18 protein-coding genes are annotated in these 19,771 nt (G+C 49.5%); 6 read left to right on the top strand and 12 right to left on the bottom strand.

All coding sequences use genetic code 11. From position 1 onward, the window contains the following. Positions 1 to 22: 22 nt before the first annotated feature. Positions 23 to 2,650 (bottom strand): valine--tRNA ligase, encoded by a 2,628-nt coding sequence (locus tag AC5FX6_RS13750; RefSeq protein WP_493597632.1) that lies wholly within the window; start codon positions 2,648 to 2,650, stop codon positions 23 to 25. A gap of 289 nt (positions 2,651 to 2,939) precedes the next feature. On the opposite strand from AC5FX6_RS13750, the gene AC5FX6_RS13755 reads away from it, so the two are divergent. After that, a complete protein-coding gene (locus AC5FX6_RS13755) occupies positions 2,940 to 3,551 on the top strand; it encodes a hypothetical protein (RefSeq protein ID WP_493597633.1) in 612 nt (203 codons plus the stop codon). A 12-nt stretch (positions 3,552 to 3,563) separates the two neighbouring features. On the opposite strand, the gene AC5FX6_RS13760 is transcribed toward AC5FX6_RS13755, so the two are convergent. Together AC5FX6_RS13760 and AC5FX6_RS13765 are read right to left on the bottom strand one after the other, a co-directional pair. Further along, positions 3,564 to 4,136, bottom strand: coding sequence for a pentapeptide repeat-containing protein (locus AC5FX6_RS13760; protein ID WP_493597634.1), 573 nt, complete (start codon positions 4,134 to 4,136; stop codon positions 3,564 to 3,566). 77 nt (positions 4,137 to 4,213) lie between these two features. Beyond that, on the bottom strand, positions 4,214 to 4,564 hold the full coding sequence (locus AC5FX6_RS13765; RefSeq protein ID WP_493597635.1) for a 4Fe-4S dicluster domain-containing protein: 351 nt from the start codon (positions 4,562 to 4,564) through the stop codon (positions 4,214 to 4,216). 108 nt (positions 4,565 to 4,672) lie between these two features. Between AC5FX6_RS13765 and AC5FX6_RS13770 the strand changes: the two genes are divergently transcribed. After that, entirely contained in the window at positions 4,673 to 5,683 is a 1,011-nt protein-coding gene (locus AC5FX6_RS13770; RefSeq protein ID WP_493597636.1) for an acyl-CoA reductase, read from the top strand. Positions 5,684 to 5,782: 99 nt separating this feature from the next. Beyond that, on the top strand, positions 5,783 to 6,082 hold the full coding sequence (locus tag AC5FX6_RS13775) for a hypothetical protein (protein ID WP_493597637.1): 300 nt from the start codon (positions 5,783 to 5,785) through the stop codon (positions 6,080 to 6,082). Positions 6,083 to 6,213: 131 nt separating this feature from the next. Here AC5FX6_RS13775 and AC5FX6_RS13780 read toward each other — a convergent pair whose 3' ends face one another. From AC5FX6_RS13780 to AC5FX6_RS13800, 5 genes are all read right to left on the bottom strand, one after another. Then, positions 6,214 to 7,068, bottom strand: coding sequence for a nucleoside phosphorylase (locus tag AC5FX6_RS13780; RefSeq protein ID WP_493597638.1), 855 nt, complete (start codon positions 7,066 to 7,068; stop codon positions 6,214 to 6,216). Between the two features lie 75 nt (positions 7,069 to 7,143). Continuing rightward, the gene (gene trhO, locus AC5FX6_RS13785; protein WP_493597639.1) at positions 7,144 to 8,109 is read right to left on the bottom strand and encodes an oxygen-dependent tRNA uridine(34) hydroxylase TrhO; all 966 of its coding nucleotides are present in this window, start codon (positions 8,107 to 8,109) and stop codon (positions 7,144 to 7,146) included. Between the two features lie 207 nt (positions 8,110 to 8,316). Further along, a complete protein-coding gene (locus AC5FX6_RS13790) occupies positions 8,317 to 8,952 on the bottom strand; it encodes a NeuD/PglB/VioB family sugar acetyltransferase (protein WP_493597640.1) in 636 nt (211 codons plus the stop codon). A gap of 40 nt (positions 8,953 to 8,992) precedes the next feature. Beyond that, positions 8,993 to 10,336, bottom strand: a complete 1,344-nt coding sequence (locus AC5FX6_RS13795; protein WP_493597641.1) for a hypothetical protein — start codon at positions 10,334 to 10,336, stop codon at positions 8,993 to 8,995. Beyond that, a complete protein-coding gene (locus AC5FX6_RS13800) occupies positions 10,333 to 11,622 on the bottom strand; it encodes a DUF2851 family protein (protein WP_493597642.1) in 1,290 nt (429 codons plus the stop codon). Before AC5FX6_RS13800 ends, AC5FX6_RS13795 begins: the two co-directional genes overlap by 4 nt. A 77-nt stretch (positions 11,623 to 11,699) precedes the next feature. Here AC5FX6_RS13800 and AC5FX6_RS13805 point away from each other — a divergent pair, with 77 nt between their 5' ends. Together AC5FX6_RS13805 and AC5FX6_RS13810 are read left to right on the top strand one after the other, a co-directional pair. After that, positions 11,700 to 12,089: a four helix bundle protein gene (locus tag AC5FX6_RS13805; RefSeq protein WP_493597643.1), complete on the top strand. Its 390-nt coding sequence runs from the start codon at positions 11,700 to 11,702 to the stop codon at positions 12,087 to 12,089. Between the two features lie 60 nt (positions 12,090 to 12,149). Beyond that, complete coding sequence (locus AC5FX6_RS13810; RefSeq protein ID WP_493597644.1) at positions 12,150 to 13,793, top strand: ABC-F family ATP-binding cassette domain-containing protein; 1,644 nt, start codon at positions 12,150 to 12,152, stop codon at positions 13,791 to 13,793. 116 nt (positions 13,794 to 13,909) lie between these two features. Here the strand turns inward: AC5FX6_RS13810 and AC5FX6_RS13815 are convergent, their stop codons facing one another. Together AC5FX6_RS13815 and pyrF are read right to left on the bottom strand one after the other, a co-directional pair. Then, complete coding sequence (locus AC5FX6_RS13815) at positions 13,910 to 14,542, bottom strand: pyridoxamine 5'-phosphate oxidase family protein (RefSeq protein WP_493597645.1); 633 nt, start codon at positions 14,540 to 14,542, stop codon at positions 13,910 to 13,912. A 107-nt stretch (positions 14,543 to 14,649) separates the two neighbouring features. Next, positions 14,650 to 15,480, bottom strand: a complete 831-nt coding sequence (gene pyrF, locus AC5FX6_RS13820) for an orotidine-5'-phosphate decarboxylase (RefSeq protein WP_493597646.1) — start codon at positions 15,478 to 15,480, stop codon at positions 14,650 to 14,652. A 179-nt stretch (positions 15,481 to 15,659) separates the two neighbouring features. On the opposite strand from pyrF, the gene AC5FX6_RS13825 reads away from it, so the two are divergent. Next, on the top strand, positions 15,660 to 16,058 hold the full coding sequence (locus tag AC5FX6_RS13825; protein ID WP_493597647.1) for a hypothetical protein: 399 nt from the start codon (positions 15,660 to 15,662) through the stop codon (positions 16,056 to 16,058). A 66-nt stretch (positions 16,059 to 16,124) separates the two neighbouring features. Here AC5FX6_RS13825 and lolA1 read toward each other — a convergent pair whose 3' ends face one another. Together lolA1 and AC5FX6_RS13835 are read right to left on the bottom strand one after the other, a co-directional pair. Continuing rightward, positions 16,125 to 16,769 carry an outer membrane lipoprotein periplasmic chaperone LolA1 gene (gene lolA1 / locus AC5FX6_RS13830; RefSeq protein WP_493597648.1) on the bottom strand — a complete coding sequence of 215 codons (645 nt, stop codon included), beginning with the start codon at positions 16,767 to 16,769 and terminating at the stop codon, positions 16,125 to 16,127. A gap of 32 nt (positions 16,770 to 16,801) precedes the next feature. Continuing rightward, positions 16,802 to 19,423 (bottom strand): FtsK/SpoIIIE family DNA translocase, encoded by a 2,622-nt coding sequence (locus AC5FX6_RS13835; protein WP_493597649.1) that lies wholly within the window; start codon positions 19,421 to 19,423, stop codon positions 16,802 to 16,804. Positions 19,424 to 19,771 lie beyond the last annotated feature (348 nt).

Raw genomic sequence — 19,771 nt, forward strand, 5'->3', positions numbered from 1 at the left:
TGCCATTAATAAAGTTTATACCTTAAAGCGAAGCTAAACTCTGCTCTATCGCGTGAATCTTGGCTTCAGCATCTGCTTGCTTCTTGCGTTCGTTAGCAATCACCGTTTCAGGGGCACCGCTCACAAAGCGCTCATTGCTTAGCTTCTTCACCACTGAGTTCAAGAAGCCTCTGGTGTACTCCAGCTCCTTCTGCAAACGCTTCCGTTCAGCTTCCACGTCAATATTGCCCTCCATCGGGATGAAGAACTCGTCGCCGGCCTCTACGAAACTGATAGCGCCTTCTACATTCTCCTGCACTAGCGAGATTTCATTGATGTTCGCCAGCTTGCGGATGATACTGATGAAGTTGTCATATCCGTCCTGGTTCATCACCTTGATCGCCAGATCAAGCGACTTGTTCGGTGATATGTTTTTGGAGTTGCGGATGTTACGGATGGCGGCTACGATCTTAAGCACGCTTTCCATTTTCTCCGTCAGCTGCTTATCAAACTTGTCCTGCTTCGGCCAGGCCGCTATGATCAGGAACTCCTTGTCCTTACGCTCTTTCAGGTCCTGCCAGATCTCCTCCGTGATGAAAGGCATGAACGGATGCAGCACTTTCAGCACCTTCTCCAGGTATACGATCGTGGTATCCAGTGTCTGTTTGTCGATCGGCTGCTGGTAAGCAGGTTTGATCATTTCGAGGTAGCTCGAGCAGAAGTCGTCCCATACCAGTTTATACACTGTAAGCAACGCATCTGAAATACGGAACTTGCTGAAGTGATCCTCTAACTGTACAAAAGCCTCGTTGAAGCGGGAGTCAAACCACTGCATGGCCGTTTCGTTCGGGCATGGCAGGCTCTCGTCTACTTCCCATCCTTTGATCAGGCGGAAAGCATTCCAGATCTTATTGCTGAAGTTACGGCCTTGCTCTACCAGTTTCTCGTCGAACAGCAAGTCGTTACCAGCAGGTGAGCTGAACAACATACCGGCACGCACGCCGTCGGCACCGTACTGGTCGATCAGATCGAGCGGGTCTGGTGAGTTACCTAATTGCTTCGACATCTTACGTCCTTGCGTATCGCGCACAATACCGGTCAGGTATACGTTGCGGAACGGTGACTCATTGCGGAACTCGAAACCGGCCATGATCATACGCGCTACCCAGAAAAACAGGATCTCAGGGGCAGTCACCAGGTCATTGGTCGGATAATAGTACAGGATATCTTTATTATCCGGGTCTTTAAAACCGTCGAATACCGAGATCGGCCACAACCAGGAAGAGAACCACGTATCCAGTACATCTTCGTCTTGGCGCAGGTCGCTCAACTGCAGGTTATCATTACCGCTTTGCTTACGTGCCAGGTTCAAGGCTTCTTCAGCGCTGGTAGCTACTACAAAAGAGCCATCTGGCAGGTAATAAGCAGGTATCTGCTGTCCCCACCACAGCTGGCGCGAAATACACCAGTCGTGCACGTTCTCCATCCAGGAGCGGTACATGTTCTTGAACTTTGGCGGGTGCAGACGGATCTCGTCGTTCATCACGGCTTCGAGCGCCGGCTTTGCCATTTTATCCATTTTGCACCACCACTGCATCGACAAACGTGGCTCAATTACGGCACCGGTGCGTTCCGAAGTTTGCAGTACGCTCGCATACTCCTCGATCTTCACCAGCAAACCAACTTCCTGTAGGTCCTTTACGATGTTGCGACGAGCCGCGAAACGGTCCTGCCCTACATAAAGCTGCGCTTTCTCGTTCAGGGTACCGTCGTCGTTCAGGATGTCGATGGTCGGCAACTGGTGTTTCTGGCCCAGTTCGTAGTCGTTCAGGTCGTGCGCTGGTGTTACTTTCAGAGCACCAGTACCAAAATCAATCGACACGTACTCATCCAGAATTACCGGAATTTCCTTGCCCAGCAACGGGATGCGCACTGACTTGCCGTGCAGGTGAGTATAACGCTCGTCGTTCGGGTTCACAGCCACGGCCACGTCGGCCATGATGGTCTCCGGACGCGAAGTCGCTACCGTGATATAAGTCGGCTCTGCAGCACCTACAACTTCGTAGTTCAGGTGATACATTTTGGCCATGGTGTCTTTTGGAACAACTTCTTCGTCCGATAGAGCTGTCTTTCCCTGCGGATCCCAGTTTACCATGCGTACGCCGCGGTAGATCTGGCCTTTGCGGTACAGGTCCACAAACACTTCGATAACAGCTGCACTCAGGTCGTCTTCCATCGTGAAACGGGTACGGTCCCAGTCGCAGGAAGCGCCCAACTTCTTGAGCTGCTCCAGAATAATGCCGCCGTATTTCTCTTTCCACTCCCAGGCATACTCCAGGAACTCCTCGCGGGTTAGGTCTGCCTTATTGATGCCTTTTTCCTTGAGCATAGCCACTACTTTCGCTTCTGTAGCAATGGAAGCGTGGTCAGTACCCGGCACCCAGCAAGCCTCCTTGCCCTTCATGCGCGCACGGCGAATCAGCACATCCTGAATCGTGTTGTTGAGCATGTGGCCCATGTGCAGCACGCCCGTTACGTTTGGCGGCGGAATCACGATGGTGTAAGGTTCCTTTTTCGGGTTAGGGGTAGAACGGAAGAAACCGCGCTGCATCCAGCTGCTGTACCACTTCTCTTCTACTTCTCTGGGGTTATATTTTGTTGAAATCGACATCTTAGACTGTTTATTTCTGCTTTTTGCGCTAAAAGGCAAAATTAGGGATTTTACGTTAATTGTTGATTGCTAATTGCTGATAGTTGTGTACTGAAAAAGGAAATGACTGTTCAGACAAAAATCAGGTATAGGATTTCGCTACATGTCGGCCACTGCTACATCTTCAGTTTTTCGCTTTAGGCTGAATTGCTTCTTCTCTTCACAATAACATAATCTACTATTCAGCACTTTACATCTGATTATTCATTAGCTTGACTGAAATTCATCCGCCTTAAACCTTTCGTGTACTATGACTCGAAAAATGGTATTCCTGCTGCTTATACTTACTGGCATTATACCTTTTGCCTGCTGTCCTGAACCACCTACTGGACCTTATAAGACTGAATTAAACCGTATTACCTTGCTCAAAGGCGACTACATGCATGTTCCAAGCACAGGTTATACCGGTTCGCCTTATATAATGTCTGATGAGATGTACCAGGGCGATAGCCTTTTGCTCCAGATGGACTTTTACTATCTATTAGCGTATCAGCCTGCATCTGTCTCGCTACACGCCTCGGCCCTAGCCCTAAGTTGCGAGGGTCCTGTTTTCACCTCTTTGCAGGATAAAATTGCATCAGTTGAGATATACAGTGACCAACCTTTCCATGAAACTCCAGTTGGAGAATCTATCAAAGATTTAGTATCGGTTTACAATTACCCTAACCAGCAAATCATCTCTCTATCCCAAGCCATTACCAACATGAACACCCTGCAATTTCACGAGGGCATGGAGATGGGTTTGGGATACCTGGTGTTGCCAGGCAAGCCTGCCGAAGCAGCTAGACGCACTTTCACGGTGCGTATTGCCTACGAAAGTGGCCGAGAGGATACCGTAACGTCCAAACCTGTGCAGTGGTAGCTTTGCTATACCTTACTCGACCCGGATATCATACCTGGCCAGCAAGCCTGCTAAGCCGCTTTGCGAAAACCTGGCTTTCTTGATGATATTGACTTCCGGATCGATGATGTAATTGAATGCCGTGACCAGATCGGCTTCGCTTAGGTTAGTTCTTTCGAACACAGCTCCAGCCAGATCGGTATTGTCGAACTTTGCCTTCGTGAGGTTCGCCTGCTCAAATACAGCACTTTTAAGTGACGAGTTAATAAAGTGCGTCTTAGGCATTTTGCGCCTCAGGAAAGACGTATAGTCCATCAGGCAGCTTTCAAACTCCACCGTAAACAGAAAGTCCTCGCATTCGCTGAAGTTTATACCTGTGAGCTTGCACTCTTTGAACGTCACGTTGTTCAGCGTTGAGTTGTTCAGTTTCAGCATGGCCAGGTTACAGCTTATAAACTGGCAGTCAGTAAAGCGATTGTTGGAGAAATCACTGTTAGAGAAATCGCAGTTTTTGAACACGCAGTCCTCAAACTCACGCCCTTTGATGGCTTTGCCTGGGTAGGTGATTTTTTCGAATGTTTTATCCTGATGCAGTTGCTCTTCCATAGGTATAGCTTATAAAGATGAAATAAAAAAACCTGCCGTGAAAGACAGGTTTTTTGCGCTTTTGGTGTTGGCTATACCTAGCTGGCCTGGTGCAGCCAGTCTTTTTTCGCCAATAGCTCTTCCTCTGTCTCACGGTAGTCTGGGTCGTCGACGCAGCAGTCAACCGGGCAGACAGCGGCACACTGAGGTTCCTCGTGGAAGCCCATGCACTCAGTACACTTATCTGATACAATGTAATAGAACTCGTCCGAAATAGGAGGCTGTGACGCATCGCCAGGGATGATCTCGCCACCGTCGATCTCTACTTCTTTAAGCTCCGTGCCACCGCCCCAGGTCCATTCCGCTCCGCCTTCGTAAATGGCAGTGTTCGGACATTCTGGTTCGCAGGCGCCACAGTTTATACATTCATCAGTGATCATTATCGCCATAATCGTATCTCCTGTATATTTTTAGTACTTTTGTATCGCTTTATTTATCGAACAAAATTAGGAACATTAAGTATCCGTATCAAATAAATTTTAACACAGCGGTTTGCCATGACATTAGAGAACAGAATCGAAGCTTTCGTGAAGTTGGGGAAGCAACTGCAGGACATGACGCCCGATGAGCGCAAAGCCCTGTCTTTTGTTGCACAAGCTAAAAACCCCTGGTTCGACGAGGCCAGCGTTTCTGCCGCTCTTCAGGGTGTTATCACCCTGCTCAATGAGCAATACCTCCGTGAATGGCTTTACCCTTACCACCTCAAACAGGTTACACCTAAAAAGGTTGGCGTAGTCATGGCGGGTAATATCCCGATGGTTGGTTTCCATGATTTTATGTCGGTGCTGCTGAGCGGTCACTTTCTGCTGGCCAAGCTAAGCTCCGACGACGATGTGCTGATGCGCCGCCTCGCCAGCATGCTGGTAGGTATAGAACCTGCCTTTGCCAATCAGTTTGAGTTTGTGGACATGCTCAAGCAAGCCGATGCCATCATCGCTACCGGCTCAGACAATACAGCCCGCTATTTCGAGTACTACTTTGCCAAGCGTCCGCACATCATCCGGAAGAACCGCACCAGCATTGGCGTGCTGACTGGCCACGAAGAGGAAGAAGATCTGCGTGCCCTGGGCAACGATATTTTTCAGTATTACGGGTTGGGTTGCCGCAACGTCTCCAAGGTATACGTGCCCGAGGGCTATACCTTCGACAAGCTGTATGAGGCTAACGAGCACCACAAAACCATTCTGGACCACCACAAATACCAGAACAACTACGACTACAACAAGTCGATCCTGCTGGTGAACCGTGTACACCATTTTGACAATGGCTTTCTATTGGTGCAGCCAAGCGAACAACTGGTATCTCCTATTTCAGTACTCTTTTACGAGACCTTCACCTCCCTGCCCGACCTGCGCCACAAACTGGCTGCCGTAAAGGAAAAGACACAATGCGTGGTATCCGCGCATGGCTGGCTTGAGGGCAGCATTCCTTTCGGCGACGCCCAATGCCCAATGCCATGGGACTATGCCGATGGAGTGGATACGATGGCATTTTTGCAGAAGCTGTAGGTATACCAAGGCTTCAAAATCAGGCTCCTTCCTAGAACCAAAATATTGGTGTGGCATGTTTTGTGATTATACACCTGCCAACACTTAATTTTTACGACTATGAAGAGGACCGACAAAACAGCCAGTCTGATTGAAAAGGAGCGAATTCCGATGCTCCACTTTAGCACTGAAGATGTGCTGAAAGACCCTACTGCCCGCAGTATACGCAACTACGAGGCAAATCGCGCTACCATACTAGGCAACGCCTACCGCAACAAAGCGATTATCACTTTCTGCACGGAGGATGGCGATGTAAAGAAAGTGGAAACTACCGTTTGGTGCTACGACGACAAGTTTGTGCTATTGAAATCAGGAACGTTTCTGCCGCTGAAATCCATCCTTAAGATTGAGAACAGCTAATGGCACAAAAACTTACTCACCTGACTTACCGCTTTATCTGTAATCAAAATCAATTAAAAGCATAACAGCCCGCATACGAAGATAAGACTCCGTTGCGAGCTGTTTTGTTTCTATTGCTATACCTAGCTGGGCTAAATCCTATCCAGCACTTTGACAATCAGGTTATCGATCACCTCTTCGGCATTAGCCGCAAACTCCTGCGATATACGGTTCGCAACAATAGCGTTGAGCGACAGCATTTCGTGGCCCAATAAGCGGCCCAGGGCATAATAGCCTGCCGTTTCCATTTCGAAGTTAGTAATACGGAAGTCGCATACGCGGAAGTCCTGGTATACCTTGAGTAAATCAGGATTGCGCAGGCCGCCACGTAGCACACGTCCTTGTGGCGCATAGAAACCTGGACAGGTCAGCGTGTTTCCTGGAATCATATCGTACGCAATCTTATCGATCAGGCTTTTGGAGCCGTTTACGCAGTATGGACGGAAACCCACACCCAATTGCTCCTGCAGCGCTTTGGTAATGCTTTGCTCGTTTTCGTTCTGCTCCAGTGGGTAAAACTCCATCAGCGAATCCAAACCTATAGCATGGTGTGAGGCCAGGTGGCTACCCAGGGGAATATCCGATTGCAGTGAACCAGAGGTGCCAATGCGTACGATCTTCAGGGAGATCTTCTCTTCGTTCGGCTCACGAGACTGAAAATCGATGTTCACCAAGGCATCCAGTTCATTCATCAGGATATCGATGTTGTCAGTGCCCATACCTGTTGAGATCACTGTCAGGCGCTTGCCTTTATAGTAGCCCGTGTGGGTCACAAACTCACGTTTAGTGATCTGCACCTCTATCTCATCAAAATACTTACTCACCATAGGCACGCGGTCCGGGTCACCAACTGTGATGATGGTATCTGAAATATGCTCCGGCTGGAGGTTGAGGTGGTAGATCGTGCCGTTCTTATTGATAATCAGTTCTGATTCTGGAATTGCCATAAATTAGGTCATGTTAGAAACAAAGAAAAGCGTGGCTATAGGGCGCACGCTTTTCTGAGCTTTAGAGAATACTTATTAAGATACGATAGAAGTCTTGCGACGGTTGAATCCTTTGAGCGGATTATAGCCATTCAGGTTCTTCTGGTAATAGCCTGTGCCGTCGTATGGACGCTTTTCAGGGTGTTCCTTGCACTCTGTTGAGCAGGCACCTTCCAGTTCCCAGCCACACTTCTCACAGATCGGCACATGCAGGTTGCATACCGGGTTGGCGCAATTCACCATGCGGTCTTCCACAGTACCACACACGTGGCACTTCGAAATTACTGTTGGATTCACAGAGTTCACATCCACAGCTACACGGTTATCGAAAACATAGCATTTGCCTTCGAAATCCTCTCCACCGGCTTCTTTGCCGTATTTGATGATACCGCCATGCAATTGGTACACGTCTTCAAAACCCTGCTCCAACAGGAAGGCACTGGCTTTTTCGCACTTGATACCGCCTGTGCAGTAGGTCAGTATTTTCTTGCCTTTCAACTCTTCTTTCAAGGCATCGATCCTCTCCGGAAACTCACGGAAGTTCTCGATGTCCAAAGTCACGGCGTTTTTGAAGCGACCTACACTGTACTCATAGTCTGAGCGCATGTCCATCACCACCACATCGTCGCGGTCTTTCATCTCCTTAAACTCCTTAGGCTCCAGGTGTATACCGGTGCGAACGTTCGGATCGATGTGTAGCAGGCCAGAGTGCACGATCTCAGCCTTGGTGCGCACATGCAGTTTTGCGAAGGCGTGCTTGTCTGATTCGTCTACTTTAAAGTCGACTTTAACGAAGCGAGGATCGGCTTTCACGATCTCCATGTACTTCTCGCAGTCTTCTTTCAGACCCGACACGGTGCCATTGAGGCCCTCTTTGGAAATGATGATACGGCCGAGCAGATTCAGCTCGAGGCAAAGTAAATGGTGCTCCTCCCGGAATGCCTCCGGATCTGCTATCGGTGTGTAGCAGTAGTACAGTAGTATGCTGTATGGCTTGTTCATAACTGCTTAGTTTCAGCTAAGTGTTAAAATTAATTATTGATTGTCTGAATCAGGATTTTCAGGATTTAAAGATTAACAGGATTATACTTCCTAATTACTCAATCACGAATTCACTCATTCAAAAATTTAAAAGCAAAGGTAAAACCTGCTGCTATACCTAAAAATGACCTATGTCAGTTTTGAAACAGCAAATGCAGGCAGAAAAGTTTACTTAACCGGAGCAGCCGGGTTGCCGAACACGGTGGCTTTGGCAGGTACGTTGGCTACCACTACAGAGCCTGCACCTACGCGGGCGTTCTTCCCGATTTTTACACCAGACACGATCACAGCGCCTGTACCAATGAAGGCACCGTCTTCTATTATCACTTCGGAATTGATGACAGCACCTGCACCGATCTGCACGTTGTCACCAATCTCAGCTTTGGTATCAACCAGCGCACGGGATTCGATCACGTTGTAGTTGCCGATCTTGGTATTGTTATTCACGATGGCACCCGCCCCGATCATGTTGCCGTGGCCCAACCAGGCAAATTCCGATACAGCGCTGAACTTATGAATCGCATTCACAGGTACCACTTTGTACTCGTCTTTCAGCATCTTGATGAGACCTTTGCGGGCGGCGGAATCCTCCACGGCTACAAATACGTCGCATTTTTTGCCGATCAGTTTCAGGAATTCACTGTCCTCCGTGCTGCTCATCACCGACACATTGTTCAGTTCCTGCTGCTGCAGGTCCTTGCTGTCATCGAGGAAGCAATACACCACCACGTTGTTGCTGTTGAATATATCGAGAGCTGCTGTACCCAGTTTCTGGGCACCAAGTATAATTACAGGATTTTGCATAGCCTATTTCAAATAAGGTGCAAAGGTACAAAGATTAGTGCTAATCTGCAGCGATTTGTGCAGGCTCGTCTTCTTCCTGCTCACGCTGACGAACAGGCAAAAGGTAGCGCAGCAAATTGCCGTTGGTTTTGCAAAGCAACAACAGGTATACCACAAAGGGCAGCACGACCACTCTATATCTGTTGAGCGTACCCAGGTTCGGCATACTGTATGCCAGCAGAACGCCCATCACAAATACATAAACGAGTACTGCCGTGAGCAGGTAGCCATAGCGCCATTTCACACGTCCCGACTCAAACAGGTCGCGGACAAAACCAAAGGCAAGCACCAGCAACAAAGTATTTTCCAGAGCCGCTGCAAACGTGCGCACGTTGTATACCTCCCAGATGAATGGCCGGAACAACATGCCGATAAATGCCAATTGTGAGTGCAGCGCAAAACTCAGGTAGGTAGGCTCCAAAAACGGAAAATCAATGCGGGGTTTGCCCTGCGAGGCCAGCAGGCTGACTTGGTAATTGCCATAAACCACATCCGGAAGGCCTTCCAGATTCAGATTCGGATTTAGCTGCGTACCGAGCCAGGCTATACCTGAGAACAGCACCAGCAAGGCTAGTCCCTTTATAAGCCAGTGGATGTGTGCCAGTTTCGGGTTATAGAAAATCAGCCTCAGGAGCAGCGCTAAAGCCACCATCAGCGCAAGGGCCACCGCCACAAAGTATTTCACGAGCCAGATCAGGTATAGCCCCAGCACTGCCAGCAACAGGTATAGCAATGGTTTGCGCTTCAGCTTTCCAAACATCAGGTATAAGCTACTACCCAGCAACAGCCCCATCCCTCCCATCAGCACACTTTCTTTAAGTACACCTGAGGACCAGTAAACCACTGAAGGGAATACCAGAAAGGCCACGACGGCAGGTATAGTCGTTGTTGGGAAATAGCGGGCCAGTGCATTCACAAAGAACCAAAGTCCGGCAAAGCTGAACAGCGACAGGTACAACGAACTGAGGTAGTAATTGTCATTCGTCAGCAGCATGGGCACACTCAGCAGACGGGGCATGTTCCAGGCACTTTCATAAAACGGCTTTTGTAACCCCTCCAGCGGTGTGCCACCTGGGTCGTTGGAAAAGAGATAATGCAAATAACTGCCTATACCTTGCTCGTGCGCCAGGTCGGTCATCAAGAGGGCACGCTTGTAATAGAGCTGCGTATCGCCTTTGTCGAACACATAAAAACTCAATACCCCGATCAGCAGCCCGCAGGCAAGCTTAAGCAGTAGCGTCGGGAAAAAGTAAGGACGCAGTCCGGTGTTCCAGTTCTGTTTCCAGAGCCACCAAATTAGCCCAGCCAGCACCAGCAGGTTCAGGCCGTAAATTAATATACTCACGTAGTTGGTAGATTTTGCTTCATAATCTTGTTGCCAATGGCGCAGCGCAGGCAGTTGACTGGCTGGCAGTAGCGTTTGTAGAGTCCGAGGGCGGCCTGGTTATCGGCGGCTGAAGCGGCTTTCCAGCCCAGCTCCTCATACTGCCGTGTGATACGGTTGCTGGCTTCTTTCACCTTTTCAAGCAAATCCACCGCTTTGTCGAGGTGCTCCAATTGATCGGTATGCACGGCATAGGCTGCCAACAGGGGTGCTGCCACATTGATTGTCAGATTCTGCGCACTCGATTTGCCCAGTTGCACCTGCACCGCCTTTGACTCCGCTCCAAAGGTATAATGTTTTTGCCAATAAGCCGATACCGGCGCTTGCCACAGCGCATCGTAGTTACTGACTCCCTCAGTTCGGATGATCGTGGAAAACAGACTTTTGTGCTTGTGAAGCAAGGCAGCCAGTTGTGCCAGTCGCACGGTCGGGAAATTAGCAGGTCGCATGCGCAGGAAGTTCCAGTGATGGCGGGGCATAGCCAGTTCCTGCAGGCTATATTTTCGGCTGAGATAGGTATATTCTTTAGCTAAAGTGTTGCTGTATTCGTCTTTAGGATCTTCCAAAAAACCAGCCTGCCCGAACAGCAACGCCTCCAATTGAAACAAATTATGCTGATGCTTGCGCACCACCTGAACCGGTAGCGCCCGTGCCAATCTTTCAAAAGGATCCTGATTGATCTTAAAACCAAAGGCCTTGCAAAGCACCTGAAAAGCAGTGGCTTCCCAGTCATTGCCGAGCTGCTGGTATACCTGCAATACCTCTTCCCCTTTTAGCTCCAGTCGCTCAGTAAGGGCACGGCCCAGCATCATGGTTTTTGTGATATCCGGCACCTGTGGCCAAAAGCCGGCGCAAGGTATAGCATAGGGTGCCCGTCGTAGCTGCTCATAAGTTTGCAGCAGGGCTGTGTTCACGCGGCTTTTCAGTTCGAGCGTAGGTATAAAAGTGCCATCGGTACGTTTCACTGCCTCGTCTGCCTCCCACACCACATGCAGCACCACCTGGTTGTACTTGAAGTCGAGCTGGTGCTGATGCCGTCGCCAGTCGGAGCCACGCAGGTGAATTTCTACGCTGCCTGACCACTCCACCTCCCCTACCCGGATGATCGCCTCCTTGAAATCAGGACCCGCATCAGTGTTATACATCCCTACCCGCAGCACTTGCACCGGCTCCCCCTCTACTGTTAACAGATCGGTCTTGTCGAAATACTGATGCTGCCAGATGTAGTGCAGGAACTCTTCCTTCATAGCTGGTGGTTGTGAGTTGGACAAGTTTACGAGTTTGAGAGTTTAGGAGTTTGATAGTTATGAATGAGGGTTTTAGAATGGAGAGTTTAGCGAGGGAAAGCAATTTTGCTTTTGGGGAAAACTTTAAAAAGCGGACAAAGGAATTTGCATTGCGATGTATACGTCTATTCAGGGCACTGCCTAAGCAGGCCGATGCCTACATTCTAGGTAAACAGTTGCTACGGTCAGCTACATCGGTTGCTGCTAACTACCGCGCAGCATGCCGTGCGCGTTCCAATGCCGAGTTTGTAGCTAAGATAGGTATAGCGCTTGAAGAAGCCGACGAATCACTTTTCTGGTTGGAACTGTTGGAAGAATCAGAAATTGTAACAGCAAGCCGTCTTGCGTCATTGAAGCAAGAGGCCAATGAACTGACCGCTATCCTAGTCACAATAAGAAAATCATCCTATAAACGCATCAACTCCTAAACTCTCAAACCCTTAAACTCCCAAACTTTACTATCTTTGCCCCCTTAAAATTAAACGATTATGATTTCAGTTGACGCGGTAAGCGTGGAGTTCAATGGCGCGGCCCTTTTCAGCAATGTTTCTTTCAACATCAACGAAAACGACCGCATCGCCCTCATGGGAAAAAACGGGGCAGGAAAATCTACCCTTCTCAAAATTATAGCGGGGGCCAGCAAGCCTACCCGTGGCAAGGTGTCGGCTCCCAAGGATGCCGTGATCGCCTACCTGCCGCAGCACCTGCTCACTGATGACAACTGCACCGTGTTCGAAGAAGCTTCCAAGGCATTTGCCAAGGTGCTTGACATGAAAAAGCAGATGGACGAGCTCAACGCCCAACTCGAAACCCGCACCGATTACGACTCCGATGACTATTACAAGATCATCGAGCAGGTATCAGAGCTGGGTGAAAAATATTACTCCATTGAAGAGATCAACTTTGACGCCGAGGTAGAGCAAACACTAAAAGGTCTCGGTTTTTCCCGTGAGGACTTTACGCGCTCTACCAACGAGTTCAGCGGTGGCTGGCGCATGCGCATCGAACTGGCCAAGATCCTGCTTCAGAAGCCGGACCTGATCCTTCTCGACGAACCGACCAACCACCTCGACATTGAGTCCATCCAGTGGCTCGAGGACTTCCTGGTGAACAATGCCAAGGCCGTGATCGTGATCTCGCACGATAAAACCTTTGTGGATAACATCACCAACCGCACCATCGAAGTGACGATGGGCCGCATCTACGACTACAAAGTTACTTATAGCCAATACCTGCAGCTGCGCAAAGAGCGCCGCGAGCAACAGCAGAAGCAGTTCGAGGATCAGCAGAAAGAGATCGCTGATATCCAGACTTTTATTGACCGCTTTAAAGGCACTTACTCGAAGACCCTGCAGGTGCAGTCGCGTGTGAAGATGCTCGAGAAGATGGAGATCGTGGAAGTGGACGAAGTGGATACCTCTGCTTTGAATGTGAAGTTCCCACCAGCGCCACGCTCAGGTAATTACCCTGTGATTGTGGAGGAGCTGACCAAAAAGTACGGTGACTACACCGTCTTCAGAGATGCTTCCATGACCATCAACCGTGGTGAGAAAGTAGCTTTTGTGGGCAAGAACGGTGAGGGTAAGTCTACGCTGGTGAAAGCCATTATGGGCGAGATCGACTTTGAAGGCAAGCTGCAACTCGGTCACAACTGCATGATCGGTTACTTTGCCCAGAACCAGGCCGCCCTGCTCGACGGCGAACTAACCGTTTTCCAGACTATCGACGAGATTGCCGTAGGCGATGCCCGCACCCGTGTGAAGGATCTCTTAGGTGCTTTCATGTTTAGCGGCGATACCATCGAGAAGAAAGTGAAAGTGCTGTCGGGCGGTGAGAAGACCCGATTGGCCATGATCAAGCTCTTATTGCAGCCGGTTAACCTGCTCATTCTCGACGAACCGACCAACCACCTTGACATCAAAACGAAGGATATCCTAAAAGACGCCCTCAAGGCATTCGACGGTACCATCATACTCGTATCACACGACCGCGACTTCCTTGATGGGCTAGCTGACAAAGTGTTTGAGTTTGGAAACAAGCGGGTACGTGAGCACTTCGAAGACATCAATGGCTTCCTCAGAAACAAGAAAATGGAGAACCTGCGGGAGATAGAACGCACCGTAGCAAAATAACAAAAGGCCCCATATCAGGGGCCTTTTTTATTGACATAGCTATACCTGAAACATATAGAGTTACAGCTCCAGGAGACATAGGTTGCAATCTTACAGCAGCAGCCTAGCTAAAAGGTCTAGTACAGGCGCTGCTCGTAGCTTTCTTTCAGTACTGTTTTGATGTGCTCTTCGCTATAGTCAGGCTTCCGGATATGATCGGCCAGGATAGCGGCAGGACGGGGCAGAGTCTCCTGCGCGGGCCATTGCTCGGGCTTCCAAAGACTTGATCGCTTAAACGCTTTCGCACAGTGGATGTAACACTCTTTTACTTCCACCCCTATACCTACAACCGGTACTTTGCCTTGTGCCGCAAGCTCCGCCATAATGGCTTCATCTTTGATCACGCAGGCCTTACCATTTATACGAAGCGTTTCCTCTAATCCTGGAATAATGAAGATCAGCCCGACCTTTGGGTTCTCCAGAATATTACGCAGCGTGTCGCATCGTTTATTGCCGGGTCGCTCAGGTATAACAAGCCGCTTTTCGTCCAGCGCCAGCACAAAGCCGGCCGCATCGCCCCGAGGGGACACATCGCAGTTACCGGCGGCGTCACTTGTGCTCACAAACAGCATAGAGGCCTTCGAGATAAAGTCACGGCAATGTGCATCCAGGTAGTCTATCGACTTGTTGTTAACCAACTCGCTCGGTGTACCCTGCAAAGCCTGCAAATCTTCTAACGTGCTGATAATCTCTGAAAACTGCTTGTTCATGCTATTGCTTTTTGTCTATACCTACCACAATATAAAACATAAACGCCATACCTGCATAGCTGAGGTATGGCGTTTATGTTATTTCATAAGAACCTGATTCTGTAATTCTACAAATGTGTTACATACTGCTCCAGGTACTGCTCCATTTCCTTCTGCACTTCCAGAGCAGCTTCTCTAGCACGGTCAGCAAAATCACGGCCGGAGGAGGCGTAGATGATGGCGCGGGAAGAATTGACTAACAAGCCGCACTGCTGGTTCATACCGAGGCGGGAAATTTCTTCGAGGCTACCACCTTGCGCGCCCACACCGGGTACCAGCAGGAAGTGGTTTGGTACGATTGCCCGCACTCGCTCAATGTACTCGCCTTGCGTAGCGCCCACGACATACATCATTTGGCCTACGCTGGCCCAGTTGGCACTCTCTCGCAATACCTGCTCAAAAAGATACTCTTCATTACCATCTGACAGTTTGAGCATCTGAAAGTCCTTACTGCCCGGGTTAGATGTTAGCGCCAGCAAAATCACCCAGCGGCCCGGCTGCACCAAAAATGGCTTCACCGAATCGGAGCCCATATAAGGCGCAACCGTCACGGCGTTGAAGTTCATGGTCTCAAAGAATGCTCTGGCGTACAGCTCCGAAGTGTTTCCGATATCGCCACGTTTGGCATCAGCTATTGTGAAGATCTCCTCTGGTATCACTTCCAGTGTTTTCTCCAGACTTACCCAACCCTTCGGACCCTGTGCTTCATAAAAGGCAATGTTCGGCTTATAGGCTACACACAGGTCAGCAGTGGCTTCCACGATCTGGCGGTTAAACTCAAACACCGGATCTTCATGGTCGAGCAGGTGCTCAGGCAGGCGTTTAGGATCGGTATCGAGGCCAATGCACAGGTATGATTTTTTCTGGAGGATCTGCTCAAACAGCTTTTCTCTGGTCATGATAGGTATAGGAGCTAAAGTTCAGGTATAGCAAAGCTAGTTTATTTAAGGGCAGCTACAAATTTTTTATACCTGCACAGGCCACTAATTGATCCTGTTACGCCAAATCTGCCAGGTCGTGCAACCCTATCAGCACAAATGGGATCGAGATAGTAAGCAGCACCTTAAAACTTAAAACCATGATCCGATACCTGTGCACCCTCGCATTAATTCTCCTGACTGCCACCGGCTGCTCCAAAGAGGACTCCGAACCTCCGGTACAGGAGCGCCCTGCTCCCATTGTCCGTGTAGAGGCCCCTGCAACCGCACAAGTAGGAGAAACCGTGACTGTTGATGTTCACTTTCAGGTTAGCGGTGGTTGTGGTCAGTTCGGTTCTTTTAATGTCAGTTCTTCTGGCAAAGAAACAGTCATAAGGGTGGTTGCGAAGTACAGAGGGAATGTCTGCACAAACGATCTGCCTATCCGCACGGCTCCTTATACCTTCCGACCGACCGAGGCAGGCATCTATACCTTGAGGTTCCGTTCCACCCCTCAAGTAGGGTATATAGTTGCAACGATAGACGTCGGGGACTCTTAAACCAATTACAAAAAAAGAGCTGCCCTAAACAGAGCAGCTCTTTCCTTTTATCATAAATTGGGCGGGTTATCTTAAGTCCACCACCTGCACACCTTTGTACTTGGCTTTGTTGAAGCTAAAGGCGTCGGAAGCCAAGGCAGGATTAGCCTGGAAATTCTTAATGGTATAGGTATAGCGGTTGCCGTTGTTACGGAACATCTGCCAGCTCTTCAGCGATTTGTCTTTTTGGTTGATGTACAAGCGCACTTTGAAGATCGGGTTGCTCCGGTCTTCCGGCGCCAGTTCGATCACGTCAAAAGTCTCAGCGCCTTGCTTTTCTGTACCGGCGTAGGCGTATTTGTAACCTTTCTTATACATGTCGAAAATCTTGCTTGGTGCCATGGCCTCTGCTTCGGCGTCAGTTTCCGTGATGGTCACTTCATTCACCTCTTTCAGGTAGGTCCACATCAGTTTACCATCACTGATGATCTCCTGTCCGCTCACAGCCAGTCTGTATTTCGGACCGCTTACTAAAATATCTCCTTCCATTGTTTCTTTTACTTTGGCAGAAGGATTCTCCAGTGTCTGTGCAAAAGTAGCTTTGAAAGCTTTCATACTTCTGTACTTCTGGCTCATTTGGTCCAGTATCTTGCCTGCTTTTGGGTCCTGCTGCGCATTCGCCAGGTTCACAAACATAAATACTGCCAGCAAAAGGGATAATACTCTTTTCATGATGTTATTTGAGTGTCGTGTTTTATTCTTTCCTACAGCGTATTCAATAACTGTTCCAAACTGTACTCGTCCGGAATTAAAACCTCGCGGGCCTTGCTTCCCTCAAACGGTCCTACTATACCTGCAGCTTCCAACTGGTCGATCAGGCGGCCGGCGCGGTTGTAGCCAAGCTTGAGACGACGCTGTAACAGAGAGGTACTGCCCTGCTGGTGCTGCACGATAATGCGGGCGGCTTCTTCGAACATCGGGTCTTTAGAACTTGAGTCGAAGTCCGCTTTTTCAGAGCCGCTTTCGTCACCCACAAACTCTGGCAACAGGTAGGCATCACTATACCCCTGCTGTCCGCCAATGAAGTCACAAATACGGTCCACTTCCGGCGTGTCCACAAAGGCGCACTGAATACGGATCATATCCGAACCGATCGAGAAGAGCATGTCACCCTGGCCGATTAGCTGGTCAGCTCCACCGGCATCCAGGATGGTGCGTGAGTCGATCTTGGAGGTTACTTTAAAGGAAATACGAGCCGGGAAGTTGGCCTTGATGATACCTGTGATGACGTTCACAGACGGTCGCTGCGTAGCTACGACCAAGTGTATACCAATGGCTCGGGCCAGCTGTGCGAGACGGGCAATCGGCGTTTCTACTTCCTTACCGGCCGTCATCATCAGGTCCGCCAACTCGTCAATCACCAGCACGATGTACGGCATAAACTTGTGTCCCTTTTTCGGGTTCAGCTTACGCTCCACAAACTTCTTATTGTATTCTTTCAGGTTACGGCAGCCAGCATCTTTCAACAGGTCATAGCGCATATCCATCTCCATACAGAGAGAATTTAGCGTGTTCACTACCTTTTTGGTATCGGTAATGATCGCCTCCTCTGTGTCCGGCAGCTTGGCCAGGAAGTGACGCTCTATCTTGTTAAACAGGGAGAGTTCCACCTTTTTCGGGTCAACGAGCACGAACTTGAGCTGCGATGGGTGGCGCTTATAAAGCAGCGAGGTCAGGATGGCGTTTAGACCAACCGACTTACCCTGACCTGTGGCACCCGCCATCAGCAAGTGCGGCATTTTGGCCAAGTCCGTGATGAATACTTCATTCGTGATGGTCTTACCGAAAGCGATCGGCAGGTCCATCTCACTTTTCATAAACTTCTCGGTCGACAGGATCGACTTGATCGACACCATCTCCTTCTTGGTGTTCGGCACTTCTATACCGATGGTGCCCTTACCAGGTATAGGCGCGATGATACGTATACCTAATGCCGCTAAGCTCAGGGCAATATCGTCTTCCAGGTTCTTGATTTTGGAGATACGCACCCCGGCATCCGGCACGATTTCATAGAGCGTAACAGTCGGCCCAATGGTCGCTTTGATGCTGGCGATGCCGATGTTGTAATGGCCCAGTGTGGCTACAATCTTGTCTTTGTTGGCTTCGAGCTCTTCTTTGGTTACCTGTATTTTGCTCGTACCGTAGTCGTTGAGCAGGTCGATGGTCGGGTACTGGTAACGGGCCAAGTCCAACGTTGGGTCGTAGTTTTCGGTCGCCAGTACATCGGCTGCTTCTTCTTCCGGCGTCTTTTCTATCTGCAGATCCAGTAGCTCTTCCTCTTCGCCCTCAGCCGTGTCAAACTCGTCATAAGCCAGTTCTTCTTCCAGTTCGGTTTCAATATCCAATTCCAGCGAAGGAGCTGGTGCGGGTGCAGCAGGTTTTGGTGGCTCTGGCTTGAGCGAGCTCAGTTCCATTTCGAGAGCACGGTTGATTGCTTCCTCCTCCTCTTCATCGAATTCTATCTCCTCTTCTTCCTCGGCATCCAAAGAAGCAGTCGGGTCGGCGTTGTGGTTGATGTTACGGGCAGAGCCATGCACCACATCACGCAGCGACGAAGCACTTCCTCTGTCGATCGCCACTTCACCCTCTTCGTCATCAGCAGCTGGTTTGCCCCAGTTGATGCTGGTGATGTTAAAGAAGAAAACAAGGAAAATCAGGAGTAGGAAGCCCAGCAGCAAACCACTACCCCAACCAATCAGGCTACTTAGCCAAATGGCCGTTTCTATACCTATACCTCCGCCCATGAAACCGTATTCACTTACCGTACCTGTTGTAAGCACTATATACCCCAAGGTCAGGCTCAGCCATAGCATACTAAATGTACACAGCCCGAGCACATACGACATGGAAATAGTTTTCCAGCGGAACACAATGCGGCTACCAGCAAAGAAAGCGATCGGTATCAGGAAAAAGGCACCAACGCCTAGTAATTCATAAATAAAGTAGTGGGACACCCAGGCACCGAACAGACCCAGCCAGTTCTCCGCTTCCTGTCCTGACTCCTTCAAGCCAGTGCCTTGCACAGACTCCACCACACTCTGGTCAGCTGCCCCTGTGAACAGGTAGGACACAAATGCGATGGTCATGAAGAAAGAGATCAGCAGCAATGAAAAGCCGATGAACAGCTTAAAGCGGCGATCCGACAAAAAAGCGGGCGCTTTCAGGTTTAGCCTGAAAGACGGCATCTTAAAAAATGGTTTTTTAGCTTTCTTCTGCTTGGGCTTTTCACTGGTGGAGGCGCTGCCGCGTGGTTCATTACGTCCACGCACCTCATTCCTCGCCCTTCCCGTGCTCACCGCATCGTTTCTGTAAGTGTTCTTTGCCATACCCTTCGACTAATTAAGATTTCAAATTTACATTTTTTCGGCACACGCCGCTCAGCAAATCCGAAGGCTTTTCAGGAAATGTGCTAAAAAGTTGAGTTGGGGAGATAAGGAGTTAAAATGTTAGAAAGTTTGGAAGATAGAAGGTGGGGGTCTTGCAGGGCTAGGTAGGCCTGTCAGAATTGTGTTAGGGTATTTGTCTGAATCAGGATTTGCAGGATTTAAGGATTTTCAGGATTCCTGTGCACGATTATCCTCCTGCCCCTCTCTTAGATAGAAGGCCGCTACCCCCAAAGTAAGATTATCAACAATTGTCATCCCTAGCACCCCTCAAAGGGGACCGGGTCAAAC

The organism is Pontibacter sp. LHS2 (assembly GCF_058932845.1).